The 24,351-nt window shown below is 41.0% G+C and carries 18 protein-coding genes, 1 tRNA gene and 1 CRISPR repeat array; of the genes, 1 reads left to right on the plus strand and 18 read right to left on the minus strand.

What is annotated here, in order from left to right:
- Nucleotides 1–42: 42 nt before the first annotated feature.
- The 4 genes from D8797_RS03650 to pcrA all read right to left on the minus strand — a co-directional run bounded on the left by D8797_RS03650 (nucleotide 43) and on the right by pcrA (nucleotide 5,124).
- Nucleotides 43–969: a glycosyltransferase family 2 protein gene (locus D8797_RS03650; RefSeq protein WP_125379306.1), complete on the minus strand. Its 927-nt coding sequence runs from the start codon at nucleotides 967–969 to the stop codon at nucleotides 43–45.
- 98 nt (nucleotides 970–1,067) lie between these two features.
- Nucleotides 1,068–2,348 (minus strand): O-acetylhomoserine aminocarboxypropyltransferase/cysteine synthase family protein, encoded by a 1,281-nt coding sequence (locus D8797_RS03655; RefSeq protein ID WP_125379307.1) that lies wholly within the window; start codon nucleotides 2,346–2,348, stop codon nucleotides 1,068–1,070.
- Nucleotides 2,349–2,446: 98 nt separating this feature from the next.
- A complete protein-coding gene (locus tag D8797_RS03660) occupies nucleotides 2,447–2,845 on the minus strand; it encodes an NUDIX hydrolase (RefSeq protein ID WP_125379308.1) in 399 nt (132 codons plus the stop codon).
- Complete coding sequence (pcrA, locus tag D8797_RS03665; protein WP_125379309.1) at nucleotides 2,842–5,124, minus strand: DNA helicase PcrA; 2,283 nt, start codon at nucleotides 5,122–5,124, stop codon at nucleotides 2,842–2,844. Before pcrA ends, D8797_RS03660 begins: the two co-directional genes overlap by 4 nt.
- A 146-nt stretch (nucleotides 5,125–5,270) precedes the next feature.
- Between pcrA and D8797_RS03670 the strand changes: the two genes are divergently transcribed.
- A complete protein-coding gene (locus D8797_RS03670; RefSeq protein ID WP_125379310.1) occupies nucleotides 5,271–6,461 on the plus strand; it encodes a cation diffusion facilitator family transporter in 1,191 nt (396 codons plus the stop codon).
- 7 nt (nucleotides 6,462–6,468) lie between these two features.
- On the opposite strand, the gene D8797_RS03675 is transcribed toward D8797_RS03670, so the two are convergent.
- The 14 genes from D8797_RS03675 to D8797_RS03740 all read right to left on the minus strand — a co-directional run bounded on the left by D8797_RS03675 (nucleotide 6,469) and on the right by D8797_RS03740 (nucleotide 24,299).
- A complete protein-coding gene (locus tag D8797_RS03675) occupies nucleotides 6,469–7,317 on the minus strand; it encodes an amino acid ABC transporter substrate-binding protein (RefSeq protein WP_125379311.1) in 849 nt (282 codons plus the stop codon).
- Between the two features lie 11 nt (nucleotides 7,318–7,328).
- A complete protein-coding gene (locus tag D8797_RS03680; RefSeq protein WP_125379312.1) occupies nucleotides 7,329–7,958 on the minus strand; it encodes an amino acid ABC transporter ATP-binding protein in 630 nt (209 codons plus the stop codon).
- An 8-nt stretch (nucleotides 7,959–7,966) separates the two neighbouring features.
- Nucleotides 7,967–8,608 carry an amino acid ABC transporter permease gene (locus D8797_RS03685; protein ID WP_062122784.1) on the minus strand — a complete coding sequence of 214 codons (642 nt, stop codon included), beginning with the start codon at nucleotides 8,606–8,608 and terminating at the stop codon, nucleotides 7,967–7,969.
- A gap of 158 nt (nucleotides 8,609–8,766) precedes the next feature.
- Nucleotides 8,767–13,885: a CRISPR direct-repeat array (repeat unit 36 nt; unit sequence GTTTTGGAACCATTCGAAACAACACAGCTCTAAAAC).
- 90 nt (nucleotides 13,886–13,975) lie between these two features.
- Complete coding sequence (csn2, locus tag D8797_RS03690; RefSeq protein ID WP_125379313.1) at nucleotides 13,976–14,638, minus strand: type II-A CRISPR-associated protein Csn2; 663 nt, start codon at nucleotides 14,636–14,638, stop codon at nucleotides 13,976–13,978.
- Nucleotides 14,628–14,972 (minus strand): CRISPR-associated endonuclease Cas2, encoded by a 345-nt coding sequence (gene cas2, locus D8797_RS03695; RefSeq protein WP_125379314.1) that lies wholly within the window; start codon nucleotides 14,970–14,972, stop codon nucleotides 14,628–14,630. Before cas2 ends, csn2 begins: the two co-directional genes overlap by 11 nt.
- Nucleotides 14,969–15,835, minus strand: a complete 867-nt coding sequence (cas1, locus tag D8797_RS03700; protein WP_125379315.1) for a type II CRISPR-associated endonuclease Cas1 — start codon at nucleotides 15,833–15,835, stop codon at nucleotides 14,969–14,971. The genes cas2 and cas1 overlap by 4 nt, the downstream gene beginning before the upstream one ends.
- A complete protein-coding gene (cas9, locus tag D8797_RS03705) occupies nucleotides 15,835–19,971 on the minus strand; it encodes a type II CRISPR RNA-guided endonuclease Cas9 (RefSeq protein WP_125379316.1) in 4,137 nt (1,378 codons plus the stop codon). Before cas9 ends, cas1 begins: the two co-directional genes overlap by 1 nt.
- Before the next feature lie 635 nt (nucleotides 19,972–20,606).
- Nucleotides 20,607–20,678, minus strand: a tRNA-Arg gene (locus D8797_RS03710).
- 40 nt (nucleotides 20,679–20,718) lie between these two features.
- Entirely contained in the window at nucleotides 20,719–21,066 is a 348-nt protein-coding gene (gene rplS, locus D8797_RS03715; RefSeq protein WP_005590628.1) for a 50S ribosomal protein L19, read from the minus strand.
- A 118-nt stretch (nucleotides 21,067–21,184) separates the two neighbouring features.
- On the minus strand, nucleotides 21,185–21,511 hold the full coding sequence (gene crcB, locus D8797_RS03720) for a fluoride efflux transporter CrcB (protein WP_185780836.1): 327 nt from the start codon (nucleotides 21,509–21,511) through the stop codon (nucleotides 21,185–21,187).
- On the minus strand, nucleotides 21,508–21,882 hold the full coding sequence (gene crcB, locus D8797_RS03725; protein ID WP_125379318.1) for a fluoride efflux transporter CrcB: 375 nt from the start codon (nucleotides 21,880–21,882) through the stop codon (nucleotides 21,508–21,510). Before crcB (D8797_RS03725) ends, crcB (D8797_RS03720) begins: the two co-directional genes overlap by 4 nt.
- The gene (locus tag D8797_RS03730) at nucleotides 21,879–22,145 is read right to left on the minus strand and encodes a chorismate mutase (protein WP_125379319.1); all 267 of its coding nucleotides are present in this window, start codon (nucleotides 22,143–22,145) and stop codon (nucleotides 21,879–21,881) included. Before D8797_RS03730 ends, crcB (D8797_RS03725) begins: the two co-directional genes overlap by 4 nt.
- Nucleotides 22,146–22,352: 207 nt before the next feature.
- Nucleotides 22,353–23,735, minus strand: coding sequence for a Fe-S cluster assembly protein SufB (gene sufB, locus D8797_RS03735; RefSeq protein ID WP_125379320.1), 1,383 nt, complete (start codon nucleotides 23,733–23,735; stop codon nucleotides 22,353–22,355).
- A 123-nt stretch (nucleotides 23,736–23,858) separates the two neighbouring features.
- On the minus strand, nucleotides 23,859–24,299 hold the full coding sequence (locus D8797_RS03740) for a flavodoxin (protein ID WP_037586414.1): 441 nt from the start codon (nucleotides 24,297–24,299) through the stop codon (nucleotides 23,859–23,861).
- Nucleotides 24,300–24,351 lie beyond the last annotated feature (52 nt).

The raw sequence follows: 24,351 nt of genomic DNA on the forward strand, positions 1-24,351 counted from the left end.
CTAAATAAGAGTCATTTAAGCCCTAAAAACTCTCTCAAAGACTCACTTACTCTTCTCCTTAATCACATAAACAGGGCGTTTCTTTGTTTCCATGAAGATTTTGCCGATGTACTTGCCCAATATACCGATGGTCAACAGCTGGAAGCCTCCGATAAGGAGAATGACAGTCATAAGGGACGGCCAACCCGATGTCGGATCACCAAAAACCAAGGTACGGATAATAATTACCGCCATCAAGATAAAGGCTAAAATCCAGGACAGGATGCCCCCTAAAAAGGCGATGTTGAGAGGCGCATCAGAGAAATTGACGATGCCTTCTAAAGAATAGTTAAATAGAGACCAGAAATTCCAAGAGGTCTTGCCAGCCACTCGTTCAACATTTTTGTATTCCAAGTACTCAGTATTGAAGCCAACCCAGGCAAAAATTCCCTTGGAGAAGCGATTGTACTCTGAAACCTCCAGAATGGCTTCTACCATCTGACGGCGCATCAGTCGGAAGTCACGCGCACCATCTACCATCTCAACCTGACTAATCTTGTTAATCAGCTTGTAGAACAAATTAGCAAAAAAGCTTCTGATTGGCGGCTCTCCCTCGCGAGTAGTGCGACGGGTACCCACACAGTCCAGCTCAGGATTCGAGTCCAGCATGGCCTTCATCTCAATCAGGAGCTCGGGCGGATCCTGCAAATCCACATCCATGACCGTCACAAATTCCCCACTTGCCTCTTGCAAACCAGCGTAAAGCGCTGCTTCTTTTCCAAAATTACGAGAAAAGGACAGATAGTGCACGTCTGGACAGCGACTGCTGAGCTCACGTAAAACAGTCAAGGTCCGATCAGTCGATCCGTCATTGACAAAAATATATTCAAACTGGTCACGGATTTGATATTTCACCGCTTCCATAGCTTCATGAAACAAAGGAATAGACTCTTCTTCATTGAAGCACGGAACAATCACTGAAATTGTCACTTTGATTACCTGCTATTTTTTAATATCTCTCATTATAACAAAAAACTAGGCGAAAACCTAGTTTTAATCTTATTTGCTTAGTCTAGAGACCTTAAAATTTAAATAGTTTCCAAAGCTATTCTCAAATCCTCTATCAAGTCATCCACGTTTTCTAGGCCGATAGAGAGTCGGATTTGATTTGGTGTAATGCCTGCTGCCAGCTGAGCCTCTGGCGACATCTGACCATGAGTCGTTGTAGCTGGATGGACGACCAGGGACTTAGCATCAGCTACATTGGCCAAGTCGGAGAAAATCTCTAGGCTGTCAATAACCTTACGAGCTTCTTTCTCCCCACCTTTGACATTAAAGGTGAAGATAGAGCCCACGCCTTTAGGGAAATATTTTTCTGCCAAAGCGTGGTAAGGACTGTCAGCAAGATTGGGATAATTTACCTGCTCGACCTTAGGATGCCCTGCTAGGAAATCTACAATCTTCTCGGCATTGGACACATGGCGCTCTACACGCAAAGAGAGAGTTTCCAACCCCTGCAGGAAGAGAAAGGCATTGAAAGGAGACATGGCTGCGCCCGTATCGCGCAAGAGCTGAGTCCGGACTGCAGTGACAAAGGCTGCCGCTCCAACATCGCGCGTATAGCTGATATCGTGGTAGCTAGGATCTGGGTCAACAAACTGCGGAAACTTGCCAGAAGCTTCCCAGTCAAAACGACCGCTGTCCACAATCACACCTCCAATGCTGGTTCCGTGACCGCCGATAAACTTAGTCGCAGAATGTACTGCGATGTCCACTCCATGAGAAAAGACATTGATTAGATAAGGTGTAGCAAAGGTATTGTCAGAAATCAGCGGAATCTTGTGAGCATGAACCAGCTCTGCTAAAGCATCAAAGTCAGGAATATTAATCAGAGGATTGCCCAAAGTTTCAATCAGAACTAGCTTGGTATTGTCCTGAATGGCTGCTTCTACTTCAGCCAGATTTTCAATATCAACAAAAGTCGTGGTAATGCCATAGCGAGGCAGGGTTTCTTTGAGCAGATTAAAGGTACCACCGTAGATGGTAGAGGCTGCTACTACATGGTCGCCAGCATGGGCCAAAGCTAGAATAGTGTAGGTAACAGCTGCCATACCAGAAGCTGTTGCTAGAGCTCCGACTCCACCCTCCAAAGCCGCAATCCGCTCCTCAAAAGCAGACAGGGTCGGATTGGTAATCCGAGTGTAGATATTGCCCGGCTTACGTAGGGCAAAGAGATCTTCTCCCTCCTGAGTATCGTCAAACACATAGGAAGTTGTCTGGTAAATAGGCAGAGCCCGCGACTTGGTTGTCGGGTCCACTGTCTGTCCGGCATGAAGCTGCAGAGTTTCAAATTTAAATTCACGTGTCATAAGGTCACCTCACTATAGTTATGTGATAAGTCTACCACTAAACGCCTCACTTGACTAATAGAATTTCCTTATCAAAAGAAATAAAGAGAAGCTATATCTTATAGCTTCTCAGATATAATCTCAAAAGTCTCCTGATTACTGGGCCAGTACAACTGCGATGAAACTTTGTCTAAAGCCACCCACTGAGCATCTACATGCTCATCAGAAATCTGGATTTCCTTCTGCTCTGTCAGAACTAGAAAGAGATTTTTGTGGATGGTCAGATTTTCATCAATCTTTACTGTGAAATTTCCAAGACCTGTCAGATTTGAACAATCTAAGAGCAAGCCGGTCTCTTCCTTTATTTCACGAAGACAGGCTTCTTCTGGACTCTCACCACTCTCAATCCCACCAGTAATGGGCTGCCAAAAGGAAACTTTCTCAGCTTCCACTTTTAAGAGCAAGATTTCTCGTTCCTCTGGATGATAAATCCAGGCTTCAATCGACTGCCTCATCATGATTTTTTCTCAATTGGTGCTATGCTGGCCAGCACTTTCTTCAAACCGACTTCTGGGAAATTGATCTTAAGTTCTTGACTATTTCCGCTGCCAGAGACTGCCAAAACTGTTCCATCGCCCCATTTCTTATGGTGAGCAATATCTCCGATAGCCCAAGCAACGTCTGTCTTAGATGGCTGGTTGCTCTTGCCAAAAGGCAGGCTGCCCGTAGAAATCGAACTTGGTGCTGCCTGACGCTTCCGCTCCTGCAAGGCTTGAGCCAGACTCATGCCCTGACCGAATTTGTTAGTATCGCTATTGGTATAACTGACCTTAAAGGAGCTGTTGGCTGGTCGAGCCAATCCCTGATAGTTTAGCAAATCTGAACTGATTTCTCTCAAGAAACGGGTCGGCTGGTTGTAGTTGGTACGACCATAAAGCAGGCGGGAATTAGCATTGGTCAGATAGAGAATCTTCTCTGCTCTGGTGATGCCGACATAGGCCAGACGCCGCTCCTCTTCCAGCTCATCCTCATCTTCAGAAGCTCGGCTCAGAGGGAAGACATTTTCCTCCATACCAACCAGAAAAACGACTGGAAATTCCAATCCCTTGGCTGCGTGGAGCGTCATCAGAGTTACTTCAGAACTCTCCGTATCTCCGTCATCTGTGTCCGCAATCAAGGCTAAGTCATTGAGAAAACGGCTAAGCTTGTCCAGACCTGTCTCATCAGTAGGATTATCTGGATTTTCGTCAAAGTTCTTGGTTACAGACAGGAATTCTTCAATATTTTCAATCCGTGCTTGGCTTTCTAGGGTTGCCTGAGCTGCCAAGGCGGCTGAGTAACCTGTCTTTTTCAGAACAAGCTCGACTAGCTCAGTCACACTATAGTCATCCAAACGATCCCGCAAGTCGATTATCAGATTGGCAAACTCATAAACTGCCTGAGCTGCCTTGCCCTTGACTGGTGAAAGCATAATATTGGCCGATGCATCTAGCAAAGAGATTTCTTGACTGGACGCAAAATCCCGAATTTTCTCCACCGTTCCCGGCCCGACACCACGTTTGGGCTCATTGACCACGCGCTCATAGCTGATATTGTCGCTAGGATTAGCAATGAGATTGAGGTAAGAAATAACATCACGGATTTCTTTACGGCTATAGAACTTGGTGCCACCGACCATGGTGTAGGGAATATTGGCTTTGAGCAGGGCTTCCTCCACTGTCCGTGATTGGGCATTGGTCCGATAAAGGACTGCAAAATCCCTATGACTGTAGCCTTCTCGGCTCAGCTGATCAATGGTTCGGGCAACAAAGAGAGCTTCGTCCTGCTCGTCATTAGCCCGATAATAGACAATTTCCTCACCGTCTTCGTTTTGAGTCCAGAGATTTTTAGGACGGCGGTTGCGGTTGTTTCGGATGACTTCATTAGCTGCCTGAAGAATGGTCTTAGTCGAGCGATAATTTTCCTCAAGCAGGACTACCTTGGCTTCTGGATAATCCTTTTCAAAGTCTAGGATATTCTGCATATCGGCTCCCCGCCAGCCGTAGATAGACTGGTCAGCATCCCCGACTACACAGATATTCTTGAAGCGAGAAGCCAAGAGTTTGACCAGCTGGTACTGAGCGTGGTTGGTATCCTGATACTCGTCCACATGGATATACTGGTAACGTTGCTGATAGTAGGTCAGGACGTCAGAATTTTGATCAAAAAGTCGCAGAGTCAGCATGATCAAGTCGTCAAAATCCATGGCCTCAGACTGGCGCAATTCCTTTTGATAGGCCGTGTAGCACTTGGCTACAATCTCTGTGTACATATCACCAGCCATATTTGCATAGGCCACCTCATCAATCAGGTCGTTCTTGGCATTGGAAATGGTCCCTAGAATGGCGCGCTCGTTCCACTTTTTAGGATCCAGATTGAGGTTTTTGAGAATCCGTTTCATCAAAGTTCGCTGCTCACCTGGATCAACAATGGTGAAGTTGCGATTGTAGCCGATATGATCTGCTTCTCGCCGCAGGATACGTACACACATGGAGTGGAAGGTGGCGATTAAGCAATCTTGGGTGGCTGGATTGAGCGCTGCTGCTCGTTCCTTCATCTCCCGCGCCGCCTTATTGGTAAAGGTAATGGCAAGGATATTCCAAGGATTAACCATCTTCTCATCAATCAAATAGGCGATGCGGTGAGTCAAAACACGAGTCTTTCCTGAACCAGCCCCCGCCATAATCAACAAGGGGCCTTCTGTCGTCTGGACCGCTTCGGCCTGACGGTCATTCATACCGTTTAATAAGGGATTCATCTTCTATCCTTTCAATATAAAATCAAACTGACAATCAATGCTTCCATTATATCAAAATTCGAGCGAATTTGTTATCGAAAAGGCAACTATCTCATTTGAAATCCAAGTGTGAAAAAGTTATAATAATAGTTTAGAAAGGGGCAACCATGAACAATCATCCAAGTGACAATCTCAAACTTGCCGAACGAGGCGCCCTCCTAGCAATTGCCACCTACATTGGCCTATCCGTTACAAAAATCATTGCAGGTGCAGCACTGGCATCCTCCAGTTTGACGGCGGATGGTTTCAACAACGTCTCCGATATCGTTGCCAATCTAGCGGTCCTAATCGGCCTGCGCATGGCCCGAAAACCAGCGGATAAGGATCACCGCTTCGGCCATTGGAAGATTGAAGATCTGGCCAGTCTGATTACCTCTTTTATCATGTTTTTTGTCGGCTTCAATGTCCTCATTGATACAGCTCAAAAAATCATTAACAAGGAAGAAACCTTGATTGATCCTGTGGGAGCTGTTGTCGGAATTGTGTCGGCTATCATCATGTTCGGTGTTTATCTTTACAATAAAAATCTAGCTAAAAGAGTGAAATCCAAAGCTCTGGATGCGGCCGCCAAGGACAATCTATCGGACGCTATCACTTCTCTGGGCACTTCTGTTGCCATTATTGCCAGCTCCCTGAAATTCCCTATCGTTGATAAGCTAGCAGCCATCGTTATTACGTTTTTCATTCTAAAAACAGCCTATGATATCTTTATAGAGTCCTCTTTCAGCCTGTCAGATGGCTTTGATCAGGACCTTTTAGACGATTACAAGCGCGCTATTCTGGAAATTCCTAAAATCACACGCATCAAATCCCAGCGTGGTCGCACCTATGGTAGCAATATCTATCTGGATATTATACTGGAAATGAACCCTGACCTCTCTGTCTTTGAAAGCCACGAAATCGCTGACCAGGTAGAGGATATGCTCAAGGAGAACTTTGGCGTCTTCGACATTGATATTCATATTGAGCCAGCTCCGATACCTGAAGATGAGATTCTGGATAATGTCTATCAAAAGCTCCTGATGCGTGAGCAATTAGTCGACCAAGGCAGTCAATTGGAGGCACTTCTTTCCTCTGATTTTGTCTACATTTCCCAAGATGGTCGCCAGCTAAACAAAGAGGAATTTCAACTAGAGAGAGCTCAAACCTCTCCTATCAAAAATTTAGAAATTACATCCGTCAGCCAAAAGACCAAGCTGATTCGCTATCAAATTGGGGATGTCATCCATACTAGCCTCTGGCGCCGCCACGAAGTCTGGCAAAATATCTTTCACCAAGAAACACGAAAAAACAACTAGTTTTCTGCTAGTTGTTTTTATATGCTTTCACTTGATCTGTCGCAATATCCTCTCCAAACCACTTTTCAGCGATTTTCTGGAATTTTCCCTCTTGGTATAATTTTCCAAAAGCAGCATTTACTTTTTCAACTAAAGTACGGTCCGCCTTTCTAGCCCCGACCGCAAAGTCCTCGCTCTCAAATCCAACTGAAAAAACTGAATACTGATCTAAAATTCCTTCTTCTGTCAGATAATAATTGGCATAAACACGGTCAATCAAGAGACCATCAATCCGGTCATTTTGCAAGTCAATCAACGCCTCGTTGAAGCTTTGGTACTGGGTCGCTGCATGATTTTTGACAATGGTTTTCAAAATTTCAGGATTGCTTTCAAAAGCTACGTAGCCAGAAGATCCTGCTTGTGCACCCAATACTTTTCCTGCCATATCTCTGGCCTGTGAGATATGAGAGGACTTTTTGCTGACCAAAACCTGTTCATTTTTCATATAAGGATTGGTAAATTCTACCTTTTCCCTTCTCTCATCCGTCGCGGAATAGCCATTCCAGATGAGGTCAATTGTGCCGTTGGTCAACTCTGTTTCTTTCATATCCCAATCAATCGGCTGCCATTTCACCTTAATTCCATATTCCTCAAAAACAGCGTTGGCCAAATCAATGTCAAATCCTGCATAAGTGCCATCTTTTTGCTCAAATCCCATAGGGACAAAGGTATTATCAAAGCCGATTGTAATCTGTTTTTTCTCCTCGTACTTGCTCCAGTTGTCTAAGCTGGGGTCACTGACATTGGAACTACAAGCACCGAGCAGAAAAGTTAGGATCAAGGTCAAACAGGCCAAAAGAATATTCTTTAGTTTCATCTGAGCCTCCCTTATTTTGGTGTGACTTTGAGAATAGAATCCGCAATGTTTTCCGCAAACTGCAAATCATGTGTGACCACAATCTGTGTCATCCCCATTTCCCGATTTTGGAGGATGAGTTTTTCTACTTCCAAGCGTAATGCAGGGTCCAAGGCAGAAGTCGGCTCATCATATCCGATAATCTCCGGGTTGATCATCATAGCACGAGCCAAAGCGACCCGCTGTTTTTGCCCGCCTGACAACGAATAAGGATAGGCCTTGGCATGCTCGGACAAGCCTAAGCGGGCCAATAAGTCCTGCGCCTTCTCTTCAGCCTCTTCTTTGGAAACATTCATTGTATGTATTGGTGATAAGGTTAAGTTTTCTAAGACAGATAAATGAGGAAAGAGCTGAAAATCTTGAAAAACAAAGCCTAGAAGATTGCGCTTTTCAAGCTCTGCGACATCCAAAATCTCTCCATTATAAATCACTTGTCCCGAATCAATTGTCTCCAAGCCTGCCAGCATACGTAGAAGAGTCGTCTTCCCTCCACCCGAAGGTCCAACAATGGCCAATACTTGCTTTTCAGGCACAATCAAATTAAAATCCTTTAGAATCTGCTTATCACCAAATTTTTTACTAATATTTCGTAATTCTAACATAATAGCACCTACTTATAATAACTAAATTTCTTTTCGACCTGCTTGGCAATCAAGGTGGCCAAACCGATTAAGAGTAAGTAAATCAAGCCTGCAACAAACATCGGTGCCAGACTGGCATCTCGGTTGGCCGCTGTACGACTAGCCAAAATTAAGTCTGAAATGCCTAAAGCATAAACCAAAGAGGTGTCTTTCACCAAAGTCATGACTTCATTAAAGACACTAGGTAGCACAATTTTTACGACTTGTGGCAAAATAATCAGGCGAACCGTCTGAACAGGTGTAAATTTCAAAACTTTCGCAGCTTCATACTGTCCAGTCGGAATAGAAGAAATTCCTCCGCGGAAGATCTCCGCAAAATAAGCCGCATAGTTTAGTGTAAAAGCAATAATCGCTGCGGGAATCCGATCCAGCCGAATCCCTATACTTGGCAACACATAGTAAATAAAGATTAACTGTAGCAAAAGCGGTGTCCCACGCATAATCCAAATGTAAATATGAAGCAGCCATTGCAGAGGCTTCAAGCGAATTTGCATTGAAAAAGCCAGCATAATTCCCAAAGGAATCGAAAAAACCAAGACCAAAGCAAACACCTGCAAGGTGGTTGCTGCTCCACTTAGAAGACTAGGTAAAATTTCCAAAATATAGCTCATTCTCTTCCTCCTAAATAAATATTATACCATTATAGCAGAATCTCAGGAAAATACAAGCAGATATTGCAAAAAAGTTATAGTAAGAAAATCGAAATCAAACAAAACTAAAATCCGACCCTCCTTTCAAGAATCGGATTTATTTTAATCTGGGGCGCTGAGTTTTGGAACCATTCGAAACAACATAGCTCTAAAACTACATTATTTATTATACCGCATTACACTGCGTTTTGGAACCATTCGAAACAGCACAGCTCTAAAACAGACACTCTCTGCCTCAGCTGAAATCACATGTTTTGGAACCATTCGAAACAGCACAGCTCTAAAACTTCATTCTGAAGAAGGTAGATATTTTGATTGTTTTGGAACCATTCGAAACAACACAGCTCTAAAACTCGTGGGAACGTGGGAAGGAGAGCTTGTTCGTTTTGGAACCATTCGAAACAACACAGCTCTAAAACGCCTCAGCTTTTCTATCTAAAATCAGAGGGGTTTTGGAACCATTCGAAACAACACAGCTCTAAAACTGACACAGCCTCGAGACCTAGCTCTGCCCGGTTTTGGAACCATTCGAAACAATACAGCTCTAAAACATTGACAATCGTCTTATCGTGGATGGTCTGGTTTTGGAACCATTCGAAACAACACAGCTCTAAAACGACCAAGCTCCACTATCTGACAAGTTATTGGTTTTGGAACCATTCGAAACAACACAGCTCTAAAACTGAAAGACACGCCTTCTGCTGACTTCTTAAGTTTTGGAACCATTCGAAACAGCACAGCTCTAAAACTAAAAGATTGACCATCTTGCAAGTGGTTGCGTTTTGGAACCATTCGAAACAGCACAGCTCTAAAACCTTTTTGGAAGCTACGCAAGTCACTACGAGGTTTTGGAACCATTCGAAACAGCACAGCTCTAAAACAACTAGACAACGCAAGGAGGTTTACAGATGGTTTTGGAACCATTCGAAACAGCACAGCTCTAAAACTGCTCTGATACAGGGTCAAACGCGCCAGTAGTTTTGGAACCATTCGAAACAGCACAGCTCTAAAACGGCAATAGCTGAGATGTGGCTGGAGAACTAGTTTTGGAACCATTCGAAACAGCACAGCTCTAAAACAGCGAGTTAGTCATACGTCTCACCTCCTACGGTTTTGGAACCATTCGAAACAGCACAGCTCTAAAACTTAGTGGTTCCTTTTCTGCCATGAAAGCAGGTTTTGGAACCATTCGAAACAGCACAGCTCTAAAACACGTGTCGGAAACATTGGCGCTCGAAACATGTTTTGGAACCATTCGAAACAGCACAGCTCTAAAACTCGTAAAATGCCTGATTTCAAGCTGATGATGTTTTGGAACCATTCGAAACAGCACAGCTCTAAAACAAGCCCCCTGAGATTATCCCGTGGGCTATAGTTTTGGAACCATTCGAAACAGCACAGCTCTAAAACATAGATGCGAATAACCACGTCATCGATGCGGTTTTGGAACCATTCGAAACAGCACAGCTCTAAAACATCCCATCAGGCCGCAGAAATCGTCTTGAGGTTTTGGAACCATTCGAAACAGCACAGCTCTAAAACGATAGAGCCAACCAGAAAGATAAAGATGGGGTTTTGGAACCATTCGAAACAGCACAGCTCTAAAACTGACGTCTATTTCTTCTCTATAATCTGACTGTTTTGGAACCATTCGAAACAGCACAGCTCTAAAACACCAAAAAAAGAAATACGCTATAGAAATGCGTTTTGGAACCATTCGAAACAGCACAGCTCTAAAACACTTTTTATCTTTTGTATTTTAGCGATCGAGTTTTGGAACCATTCGAAACAGCACAGCTCTAAAACAGAGTCGCTGCTTGATTTTTTTCCTTCTATGTTTTGGAACCATTCGAAACAGCACAGCTCTAAAACACCAAAAAAAGAAATACGCTATAGAAATGCGTTTTGGAACCATTCGAAACAGCACAGCTCTAAAACACTTTTTATCTTTTGTATTTTAGCGATCGAGTTTTGGAACCATTCGAAACAGCACAGCTCTAAAACAGTTGACCAGTTTGTATATGGTCTAACAAGGTTTTGGAACCATTCGAAACAGCACAGCTCTAAAACAGACTTTCGCTGTGCTGGGTGTTAAACCCTGTTTTGGAACCATTCGAAACAGCACAGCTCTAAAACTGTGTGGGCGCAGGATAGTCTAGAAGAGACGTTTTGGAACCATTCGAAACAGCACAGCTCTAAAACAGCGCTGGCGTTCGTTAGCACTTGAGTTGAGTTTTGGAACCATTCGAAACAGCACAGCTCTAAAACAACTTAATTCAATGCTTGGGCTAAATTCTCGTTTTGGAACCATTCGAAACAGCACAGCTCTAAAACGGTCGTTTAGTTTGATAAATTCATCTATAAGTTTTGGAACCATTCGAAACAGCACAGCTCTAAAACTTCCATCTAATATCATTCGGAAAATGATAGGTTTTGGAACCATTCGAAACAACACAGCTCTAAAACTGTACCCAGCTACAATGTTATCTTCTCCTTGTTTTGGAACCATTCGAAACAACACAGCTCTAAAACAACAGGCACTAAAGTTTCTAACGTTGACTTAGTTTTGGAACCATTCGAAACAACACAGCTCTAAAACGAATGCGGATGGTGTGGATGTTGATGGGAAGTTTTGGAACCATTCGAAACAACACAGCTCTAAAACGCGGCTCTGCGCCGTATTCCCAGCGTTGGAGTTTTGGAACCATTCGAAACAACACAGCTCTAAAACAGGAGTAGCGACTATCATCAATGCGGTAGGGTTTTGGAACCATTCGAAACAACACAGCTCTAAAACTTGACAAAATCAACCTAGAAATCATGTTACGTTTTGGAACCATTCGAAACAACACAGCTCTAAAACTGGTAGTATCACGGGCATAGATACCATCATGTTTTGGAACCATTCGAAACAACACAGCTCTAAAACCTGCGTTCTGAATTGTTTTATAAATCGGGGTTTTGGAACCATTCGAAACAACACAGCTCTAAAACTGGCATTTGAAGCTGACTATTGTTGCTTGGGTTTTGGAACCATTCGAAACAACACAGCTCTAAAACCGGCAGAGCGTTTTCAATGTCAAACTGCTGTTTTGGAACCATTCGAAACAACACAGCTCTAAAACATCCTTATGACCACATCATAAACACCATTAGTTTTGGAACCATTCGAAACAACACAGCTCTAAAACTGTGAAATGAAAGCTCGTCCGCAAGTGTTAGGTTTTGGAACCATTCGAAACAACACAGCTCTAAAACCACTTGTCAAAAAATGATGGTCATATTTGTGTTTTGGAACCATTCGAAACAACACAGCTCTAAAACCTATGAGAGCTATGTTGAGCTTGGCGGCAAGGTTTTGGAACCATTCGAAACAACACAGCTCTAAAACGCTTCTTCGTTGAAGGTATCCCATTTTTTGGTTTTGGAACCATTCGAAACAACACAGCTCTAAAACACAAAATTATTATCTTGGATCTTAACAATAGTTTTGGAACCATTCGAAACAACACAGCTCTAAAACAGACCAACTAGGATGTAATCATCAGTGTTTGTTTTGGAACCATTCGAAACAACACAGCTCTAAAACTCCTGCTGTTCTTAGCGTCCCCTCTATTGAGTTTTGGAACCATTCGAAACAACACAGCTCTAAAACAGAACAACACTATAGCCAAATTATAAACAAGTTTTGGAACCATTCGAAACAACACAGCTCTAAAACAGAACAACACTATAGCCAAATTATAAACAAGTTTTGGAACCATTCGAAACAACACAGCTCTAAAACGACCACTGGAAATAGCCAGCAACACCTCCCGTTTTGGAACCATTCGAAACAACACAGCTCTAAAACAGCCCTCAGTTAAGAGCATAGAGTTGCAAAGTTTTGGAACCATTCGAAACAACACAGCTCTAAAACATCTGCCGAACTTTTTCCGCTGGGAAGATGGTTTTGGAACCATTCGAAACAACACAGCTCTAAAACAAATCGGCAGTTAGTTGTGCGGATGAATAGGTTTTGGAACCATTCGAAACAACACAGCTCTAAAACACACTAGCCCTGATACAACATCACGAAGATGTTTTGGAACCATTCGAAACAACACAGCTCTAAAACACTGGTCATTACAAGTGATGATTCCATACCGTTTTGGAACCATTCGAAACAACACAGCTCTAAAACTTAATATGATGAGAAAAACCTATATCATGAGTTTTGGAACCATTCGAAACAACACAGCTCTAAAACACAATCAGGAGAATTGCTACGCCTTGGCTTGTTTTGGAACCATTCGAAACAACACAGCTCTAAAACACAAGGTTTTGAAGAAGTTGTTCAAGTCGGGTTTTGGAACCATTCGAAACAACACAGCTCTAAAACAGGGAGTAGCTGATGTGATAGCCAGGACTGGTTTTGGAACCATTCGAAACAACACAGCTCTAAAACGCTCACGATACTTTCTCGCATTCTCCCGATGTTTTGGAACCATTCGAAACAACACAGCTCTAAAACCGCTATTGTTGCGGGTAGGAGAAGAAGTTGGTTTTGGAACCATTCGAAACAACACAGCTCTAAAACTTGGAAGCACGACCATTGGAAAAGTTTTCAGTTTTGGAACCATTCGAAACAACACAGCTCTAAAACGAAAGTCCAGAAAATAACACAGACACGGCGTTTTGGAACCATTCGAAACAACACAGCTCTAAAACTCAGAAAGATTGTTCCTGCATTGGACGAATGTTTTGGAACCATTCGAAACAACACAGCTCTAAAACTTGGGTCTTAACAAAGTAGTTATGTGAGATGTTTTGGAACCATTCGAAACAACACAGCTCTAAAACTACTTGAAAGGGGGTGAACCTATGACAGTTGTTTTGGAACCATTCGAAACAACACAGCTCTAAAACAGCTTGTTAGCAATAACTTTCGCGACATAAGTTTTGGAACCATTCGAAACAACACAGCTCTAAAACAGTGAACTTATCACGTTCAAATCCCCTTGAGTTTTGGAACCATTCGAAACAACACAGCTCTAAAACTAGCACCCCTCTTGATATAACGATAAATACGTTTTGGAACCATTCGAAACAACACAGCTCTAAAACGTCGGAAACGAGAGGAGTGTCACGACAAATGTTTTGGAACCATTCGAAACAACACAGCTCTAAAACTCTAGGATATTCTTTTAAACACTATTATCAGTTTTGGAACCATTCGAAACAACACAGCTCTAAAACCTCGTAGAAAAATTTTTCTCACGAAATTTCGTAATCGCGCCATTCGTCCCAGCCAGACTTCAGCTCGTCAGGTTCCAATTGTTACTCTTATTATACCATATTTTCAGGGTTCAAGAAATAGTCTTGATCCAGTACATACTGCGGGAAATCAAAGACTTTTCGAGGTTCGACAAATAAGACTCTTAGTTGATTGAGTTGGATATACTCTATCAGATTTACTAACTCATCCTTTGATAGATAGGCGGTCGCATTGATGAAAATAAGGAGTTTCTTTTTGGAAAGATATTTAAAAACCTGGATAATTTCTAGCATCTTTTCAAAAGGTGTATCACTCAGAGTTTCAACTTTGACTCCTAAAGCATCGATCAACTCTAGAATGGTGATTTCATCGTACTCTAGGTCTAGTTCATTTTCCAAGCACTCAAATGCCAATAATTCTGTAATCGTAGCAACCAACTTTTCAATCATGGACTTGACTTCGGGTTTGTCATTGAGTTGATTTTCAAGATCCCCATGTATCAGCTTGAGCATGGCGGGTGAGTTGAGATTGTATCCTAAGACATCCGTTATCACTAGTAACTCGGACTCTTTCAGAGCTTTTAGATTTCTATCAAACAACTTCAACTCCCCATCATCAGTATATTGGTAGAACTGCTTGACGATAGTTGAAAAGGTCAACTGGTCTTCCAGTACTAAAAAGGTTGCATTTTCAATAGCTAATGGTTCATCCAATAGTGGGAAATTAATCTTCATCTCTAGGCTCCTCTCCTAGAAAAACTAAACGGGCATCGGAGTTTGCTACGCTGGTATTTCGCTCACCATTTAAGTAAATCATGCGAGAAAATTGCTTTTCCGTGACGGTTAAGAGAGTAATACTTCCTTTTTTAGGATTATGAGTCTTGAGTCGCTCAATCATGGCATTATTAGCAGAGTTGTTGAGCAAGAGCTTGCTATAGATGGAGAATTGGTGCATGATAAATCCCTCATCTATGAGGAACTTCCGAAATTTCCGATAGGTCTTGCGTTCCTCCGCGGTATCAACAGGCATATCAAACATTAAAATCATACGCATATATCGATAACTCATATCCTAAACTCAGGAACTCCTTTCTCGGGTTGATTGAGAGCTTGGATGACTTTCTTAGTATAGTCGCTGACGATATTAGACAGGTACATATCTTTGCCATTGTAGTGGAAGGTGTCAGAGAAAATAGTAAAAAGTTCTCGCTTGATTTTGACAAAAGAACTGTTTCGATTTTCATAGACGATCCTGTCAATAATTGGACGAAAAGGCTCCATGATATCACTAGCTAGGTTGAATTGATTGAACTGATTGGCATGTTTCAATCCAAATTGGGTCATACAGCCAGATAGCACAATCTCACGCGCAAACATACTCAAAATCAAGGTGTAACCGTAGTCCAAGGCGGCATTGACATCATTATCCTGCTCACGACTAAAATCATTCCCAAACAAGGTGTTGAAATAAATCCGAGCTGCGTGCCCTTCGCGGTTACTAGGATCAAACAAATCCAACCCATGATAGAGATCGATGACGGACTGACTCTTTTCCAGAAAACCACAACTCCCTAGATAAAAAGCCTGATTGAGAATTTTTTGTGCAATAATCGTCGTCCAGATTTCCGCCTTTATATCTTCATTCCAGGAAATTTGACGAGAGAGTTGCAAACTGGAATCGTGTCGACCGTAGTAGGGCATCAAGTATGCAGTTGGCAAGCGTTTATCATCACAAAAAATGACCAGAATATTTTCATCCACCAATCGCTTAATCAACATGGTTGAGAGTACAATATCTGTCGTCTCCAAAAGTAGGATGTCCACCTCGGACAGGTGAATCAACTCTGTCCGAGAGGCATCTTTAAAAATCAAGTGGTTGTTCTTGTAGGAAAGTTTAGAGTGCGTATTGACAACAACGGTTCTCCATCCCATTAGTCTTCTCCTAGTTTGCTTAAATCAATCCGAGTCTCGTAAAGACCAGTGATGGATTGGTGGATGAGGGTGGCGTTAAGGATTTCAGAGACTGTTGTGTATCGTTTCCGATCAATATCTTTACCAAAGAATTTAAAGGCAGCAGGAGCACCTAAAGCAGTAAAGGTCAACAAATTGATAAATGAATTTGCTAGAATTTCTATATCTGCCTGTTCATTGTCTGCATATAAGTTCTTGATTTTCTCTAGATTTGCTTCAGCGAGGACATATTTTTGAGAGAACTCAGATACAAGATTTAACAAATCCTTAAATTCACTTCGGTGTTTCTGAATATATTCCAAATGTTCTGGCTCATCTAGTTTATGGACATTTTTAGAATGGTAGAGCAAGGTTGTTAAATATACTGGAAGCACTATTTTATTGCCTTTTTGAAGTTCTTTCGCACTTGCAAGTAGTCGTCTGCGACCATTTTCCAGTTCAAACAAACTATACTTAGGTAGGCAGAGGATGTTTTCTTTACGGACATTATGATAGCCTTTATTTTCAAGGAAAGTTATTGGATTCTCCTCAAAAGCGGCTTTTTCCATAATCGTGATACCAACTAAAGTTTTGACAGTCTTCAGTTTTTTCGCTTTTCCTTTTTCGATATCGGCAATGAGCAGGATCGAATAGGCGATAACAGGGCTATCAAATCCCCCATACTTAGTAGTGTCCCAAAGAATATCTTTTGTTTTTCGAGGGATTAGCTTATCAGAATTTCCTTTAGGAAGAATGGACTCTTTAGAGAAGCCACCTGTTTGCACCTCTCGCTTCTTCACAATATTTACCTGTGGATAGGCAAGTACTTTTTTGATTGTTGCGAAATCTTTTTCCTTATTCCAAGCGATTTCTCCCGTATCCTTGGAGTATTCGATGTTTTCTCTTTTTACGATGGTTCCGTCTGCGTAATGTACTTCTTCTTTAAAGAAGTTCAACAAATTTGAATAGAAGAAATACTTTTCAGTTGCTTTTTCGACTTCTTTAGGATCTTTTGATCTTGAGATATATCTCTTAAGGTCGTACTTTTGATAATCACCATAAACGAATTCAGGCTCTAGTTTAGGATATTTCTTAAGGATAGCCTTAGCCACTACTGCATTTAAGTAGGCGTCATGTGCATGGTGGTAGTCATTGATTTCCCGCACCTTGTATAACCCAAATTCTTTACGGAAGTTGGAAACTAGATTGGATTTCAAAGTGATGATTTTGACGATACGGATTTTTTGGTTCTCCTCATTCACTTCTGTATTATAGCGAGCATCCAAAATCTGAGCAACATGTTTTGTGATTTGCCGTGTTTCAACTAGTTGGCGTTTGATGAAACCAACTTTATCTCGCTCATCTAGCCCGCCACGTTCAGCCTTGGTTAAATTATTAAATTTACGTTCTGAAATCAATTTGGAATCCAATAATTGTTGCCAAAAAGCTTTTCTTTTTTGAACGACTTCTAGACTAGGAACATTATCAGATTTGCCACGATTATCCTTTGAACTCGTCAAGACACGGTTATCAAGCGAATCATCCTTGATAAAGGCTTGTGGGATGATATGGTCAATGTCATAGCTGCTCAGTTGGTTGATATCAAGAGGTTTCCCAGTATACATATCCTTTCCATTTTGGAGATAGTATAGATAAAGTCGGTCGTTTTGGAGCTCAGTGTTATCTGTTGGATGTTCTTTTAGAATGTTACTTCCGAGTTCAGAAATAGCATTTGAAAGTCTCTTGAAACGTTGTTGTGACTTACTGTTTCCCTTAGCAGTTGTCTGATTTTCTCGTGCCATTTCAATCACAATGGACTCAGGGGCGTGGCCCATAACCTTGACAAGTTCATCAACAATCTTGATACTTTGCAAAATTCCCTTTTTAATGGCCGGACTTCCTGGAAGTTCTTGGACAACTTGCTTCACATTGTCTGTCTTACGAACCACTTGTGCTTTTTGGATAATTTCTTTGAAAGAAAGTCCATCATCATTGATTAATTGCATAAAGTTACGATTGCTGTGGCCATCATCAATCAGATAATCAAGAATCGTTTTGCCAGTTTTTTTATCACGGATGCCGTTAATCAGCTTGGCAGAGAGTTTTCCCCAACCAGTATAATGTCGACGAGTCAGTGCCTTGATCACTTTTTCATCAAAGATGGAGTCATATTGAGCAAGGCGTTGCTTAATCATCTCACGATCTTCAAAGATCGTTAAAGTGTGGACGATATTTTCAAGAACCTCTTCATTTTTAGGGTCATCCATAAACTCTTTATCCTTGATAATATTGAGCAGATCATGGTAGGTAGATAGACTTGCGTTAAATTGTTTTTCAATTCCTTTTAGTTCGATTCCATCGTAACCATCAACATTGTGTAGATACTGAATGATGTCTTTTTCAGTTACTTTTCTTTTTTCTTTGAAACATCTATCAACAATTTGCTTCTTCTGCCCACTATCAAGGAATTGATAGTCTCTCAACCCTTCTGCAATAAATTTTACTTTTGTTAATTCATTATAGACAGCAAATGTTTCATACAACAGACTGTGCTTAGGCAGAACTTTTTCCTCTGGCAGATATAAGTCATAGTTAGTCATCTTATTGATAAAGTCTTCTGCAGAGCTTGCTTTATCAACAATTTCTTCGAAATTCCAAGGTCGGATTGCTTGGTCAGAATTTCGAGTTAGCCAAGCAAAATCACGATTGCCACGAGCCAATGGGCCAACGTAGTAAGGAATACGGAAGGTCAAGATTTTCTCTATCTTTTCTTTATTTTCCTTCAGGAATGGATAATGTTCTCCTTGCCGACGGAGAATGGCATTCATTTCTTGAAGATGAATTTGATGAGGAATAGAACCATTATCAAAGGTGCGCTGTTTTCTCAAAAAATCTTCACGATCAATTTTATCAAGGAAATAGTCAGCTCCTTTCACATTATTTAAAATGTTCTTAAGATATTTATAAAATTCTTCTTCAGTTGCTAATTTACCATTTCTTTTTCGTACTTTTGAATCAACTCCGACATATCCTGCATAACCATTTTTGCTATCGTCAGAAAAAACTTCAACATATTTTTCTGCTGGAAGATTGTTTTTGATGAATTGTTTTAAAGCAGCTAAATCTTCTTGGTGATTTTCATAGCGTTCAATCATAGATGCTGATAGTGGAGCCTTGGTTGAAGGATCTGAGACAGTTAAGATTCCTGATAGAAGAATGGCATCATAGAGTTTTTTAGCGGCCACGAAAAGGTCTGTAAAGTCATCTCCAATTTGTCCTAGCAAACTCTCTAAATCTTCATCATAGGTATCTTTAGAGAATTGCAGTGGAGCCTTTTCTTCTAAGTTAAAATATTTTTTAAAATCAGCTTGATTTCCTACGATTAATTTGAGAAATTCTGAAAACAAACCAGTGGACTTTTCGTCAGGAAAGAGTTTTAAAACGCGTTCTCTCTTTGTAGATTTACTAATTTTATCAGTAAAAATTGCTTCGACTTGTACATTTTGCTCACTAAGTGAACTTCCTTCAAAGGTGTTGTCGTAAATGTTTGTAAACTCGTTAAAGATTTTTTGGATATCATTGTTTTTAATATCGAACGATTCTTCATATAAAAAATGTCCGCGGTATTTAGTTATATGAGCTAATGCTAGATAAATCAAGCGTAAATCTGCTTTTTCTTTCGAATCCGCTAGGTGTTTTCTCAAATGATAAATTGTTGGAAATTTCTTATGATATTCTTTTTCTTCTGCCAGGGTAGCAAAAATAGGATATTTACTACCTCTTTTATCCTCAGGAACTAAAAAGGAGTCATCTAATCGATGAAAGAAACTACTATCCACCTTGCTCATTTCCTCAGCAAAGATTTCTTGAAGATAACGAAGACGATTTTTCCGACGAGTATAGCGACGACGTGCTGTTCGTTTGAGACGTCTATCTTCAGCAGTAGTCCCCTCATCAAATAACAAAGCTCCAATAAGATTTTTCTTGATAAATCGTTTATCAGTATTCCCCAGAATTTTCATCTTTTTCGATGGAACTTTATAGTCATCCGTAATGACGGCCCATCCGACGCTATTTGTTCCGATATCAAGTCCGATAGAATAATTGTTATTGTTCATATATACAATCCTCCTTTGTATTAGGTTATAATTTTTTAAAAAATCAAAAAAAGAGAGCTTTGATTAAGTCAATGCAGCTTTTCATAAACTTTACTAACTCAGTTAGAGTAGTTAAATTATCTTTAGTAAATTTGAACTTTTTCAAAACAATCTCCTTAAAATACAACACTATAAAAAGTATAGCATTTTTAATGAAAATTTCAATAAAATAAATGCTATCTTTGTAGAAATCTGTTAGAATTAGTAATGAGTTGTATTTTAGTTTTAGAGCTGTGTTGTTTCGAATAATACTAAACTAGATTTTTTCAAAAGTTTCCAACGAGGTTTTAGAGCTGTATTGTTTACAGCTTTAAAGTAACCTTTTATCGGATTTGTAAAATAATTTACATTTTACTTGATAATCTTTGATAAGTATAGTACAATGAAACTGTTGGAACTATTCGAAACAACACAGCAAGTTAAAATAAGGCTTTTGTCCGTACACAACTTGAAAAAGTGCGCACCGATTCGGTGCTTTTCATTTACTATAATAACTATATTTTGCTATTTTTTCTATAAAAAGGCAACGAAATTCAAAGCGTTTTCACAAATTCACTAAAAAAACTACGTTCAAATGAACGTAGTTTTAATATTTATGCCCCCTGCTGGAATCGAACCAGCAACTACTCCTTAGGAGGGAGTTGTTATATCCATTGAACTAAGGGGACTAGAGAAAAACTCTGCCAAGTGACAGAGTCATTTCTGATATTAACGACGGATTTCTTTGATACGCGCTGCCTTACCTTGCAATGCACGAAGGTAGTACAATTTAGCACGACGAACTTTACCGTAACGAACGACTTCAATCTTGTCAACACGTGGAGTGTGGATTGGGAAAGTACGTTCAACACCTACACCGTTAGAGATTTTACGAACTGTGTAGTTTTCTGAGATACCAGCACCTTTACGAGCGATAACGACACCTTCAAAGATCTGGATACGTTCGCGAGTTCCTTCGACAACTTTCGCGTGAACGCGGACAGTGTCACCAGGACGGAATGCAGGGATATCTGAGCGAAGTTGACCTTCAGTCAAGCTTTGAATTAATGGATTCATTTTTTCTCCTATCTTACTAATCTTGTAGTTCTAGACAACAGCGGATTAGCCGTTTTTTTAGTGCATCCATTTATGCACAAAGTATATTATATCAAAATTCTAGTAAAAGTAAAGATTTTTAGATAAAAATTCCTAAAAGAATCGCTAAAAAACCTAAAAAATAGGCCAGCATCAGATAGAGGCTAAATTTCTTCTTCTCTGAAAACAGCTCTGCTAATTCCGCATTAAACGTGGAAAGAGTTGTTAAACCGCCACAGAAGCCTGTTGCCAGAATGCTATACAGCTGTTTATCTTGGATATGATTATAAAAATATCCAATCAAAAAGGCTCCCAGTACATTAGCCATCAAGGTGCCTATTGGCAAAGCAGCTCTGCTATTAACCTTAGAAAAAAAGTAACGGACAAGAGCTCCTAGACCGCAAGCAATGAGCAAAAACCAAATCATGCGGTCACCTTCCTTCCAGCCCATAAAGCAATGCAAAGGCTGCCCCCGATACTCAAGGCAAGATATAGGAGCAATTCTGGATAACGGCCTAAATCCAACAATTTGAGCGAATCTAATAGAAGTCCAGAAAAAGTCGTCAATCCGCCACAAAAACCTGTAGATAAAGCCAGTGGAAAACGCTTGGAAACTTGCTTACGACTGAGATAGCCTTTAACCAAATAGACTAACAAGAAAGTTCCCAAATAGTTAACCAAAAGTGTCGCTAGCGGAAAATATCCCGTAAATGTGAAAAAGGATGAGCATTGATAACGAAGTAATCCACCTAGCATCGCTGCTAGGAAGATTGCCAAAGAATTTTTTACTTCTCTCATCTTATTTGTTTCTCCTGAAAAGCACGTGAATGCTTTAGGATATCTGCAAAGGTCGCAAGAATCGTTTCTTGATAGTCCTTATTTTCAATCTTGCTCGCAACTCTAGCAAAGATCCTTTCTTCTCGCTTAGGATCTGCGACGGCCTTCCCATTCGATTTTTTAACAGCAACAACTTGGCCAACCAGATTCATACGCTGCTCTAGTAAGGCAACGAGCGCGTCATCTACTTGGTCAATTTCCTGTCTGATTTCTTCTAACGTCATCTCATTCCTCCTCATATTCTATCTATCATATCAAAAAATAGTAAAATGTTCTAGTTTTATCCTAAATAAAAAAGGGCCACTGGACCTTAAATTAAAAGAAAACTCGCTTAAGCGAGTTTTTATCTGTAACCTAAAGCAACCTTAAATTAAGGGGAACTCGCAAAGGCGAGTCCCTATCTACAGATTAAAAAGGTTCCCCGAACCTTTTTAACCAACCGATCCTTCCATGCTCATGTTGATGAGTTGGTTGAGTTCGACGGCGTATTCCATTGGAAGTTCTTTGGTAATGGGTTCCATAAATCCGTTGATAATCATAGCCGTGGCTTCTTCTTCACTGATACCTCGACTCATCAGGTAATAGAGCTGATCTTCCGACACTTTGGAGACCTTGGCTTCGTGTTCTAAAGTAACATTGGAATTATGGATTTCATTAAAAGGAATGGTGTCAGAGCTGGACTCGCCATCCATCAGAATGGTATCGCACTCAATATGAGATTTGGAACCAGCACTATTCTTACCAAAGCGGACCTGACCACGATAGTCTGTCTTTCCACCATCCTTAGCCACTGATTTAGAAATTAAGGTACTAGATGTCTTGGGTGCATTATGAAAGACTTTGCAGCCCGCATCTAAGTGCTGACCATAGTTGGCAAAGGACATAGAGAGGACAGAAGTCCGTGCATTTCGGCCATTAAGAATGCTACAGGGATATTTCATATTGACCTTACTGCCTAAGTTCCCATCAATCCACTCTAAGGTGCCGCCTTCTTCAACAATCCCCCGCTCCGTTACGAGGTTATAGACATTGTCCGACCAGTTTTGAATGGTCGTATAGCGGAAAAAGGCATCCTTTTTGACAATGATTTCAACATTTGCCGCATGAAGGCTATTAGTCGTATAAGTCGGTGCTGTACAGCCCTCGATGTACTGGATAGAACCACCCTCCTCGATAATCATTAAAGAACGCTCAAACTGACCGGCATTTTCTCCGTTGATTCGAAAAAAGGTCTGAACAAGAACTTGGCACTGGACGTTCTTAGGCACATAGATAAAGGTTCCGCCAGACCAAACCGCACTATTAAGCGCAGAAAATTTATGCTCAGCATTTGAAATCACAGTACCAAAATACTGCTTGACCAAGTCCGGATATTCCTGGACAGCCGTATCCGTATCAGTGAAAATAATCCCCAACTTGGCAAACGCTTCCTTCATATTGTGGTAAACCACTTCAGATTCATACTGAGCCACAGCTCCAGATAGAAAACGCTTCTCAGCTTCTGGAATTCCCAAGCGGTCAAAGGTTTTCTTAATCTCATCTGGCACTTCATCCCAGCTGCGAGCTCTCTCTCCTGTCAGCTTTTGATAATAGATAATGTCATCAAAACGAATACCTGACAAATCCGAGCCAAAGTCGGGCATGGGCAGCTTATGAAAGAGTTCCAAGGAGCGGAGTCGATAGTCCAGCATCCACTGAGGTTCATTCTTTATTTCTGAGATTTCTCGAACTACTTCTTCGGTCAGACCTTTACCAGTTGAAATGAGCGGCTTAACATCATCATGAAAGCCAAAGGCATAGTCGCGTTCTTTCATAGGAACTCCTCCTTTATCTAAGGGATAACGCTTACTTATATTATACTCCTAATCATGAGAATTGTCAGAAAATAATACTTTAACAAAAGAAAAACGGCCACAGCCGCTTCCCATATTGTCATTTTAAACTTTACTTACCAACTCTTCCGCAAATGCTTCCAAGCGCTCAATATCATCTTCTTCTGCAGAAAGATCTACTTTGACACATTCTGAACCTTTCACTGCTCCTGTAGCCGCAAAAACAGCATCAAAGTCATCAACAGCCTTGCAGAATTCATCATAAAAAGTATCGCCTGAACCGACCACACCGTAGACCTTGCCAGACAAGTCCAATCCAGACAAGTCTTCGTAAAAGTCCATCATTTCATCAGGTAGCTCACCATCACCATAGGTATAGGTCGCTACAATCGTAATATCCGCTTCCAAGAAATCTTCTGCATCGACAGTGGTACACTCGTCCACTTCAACTTCTACATCTAGTTCTCTTAGCTTATCCGCCACAATATCGGCAATTTCCTCGGTGTTTCCAGTCATACTGGCAAATACAATTTTCGCTAAGGTCATAGTTCCCTCCAAATTATAATCTTCATTCATTATAACACATCTTTTTTATTTT

It is taken from the genome of Streptococcus cristatus (assembly GCF_003944225.1).
Classification (GTDB): Bacteria; Bacillota; Bacilli; order Lactobacillales; family Streptococcaceae; genus Streptococcus; species Streptococcus cristatus_K.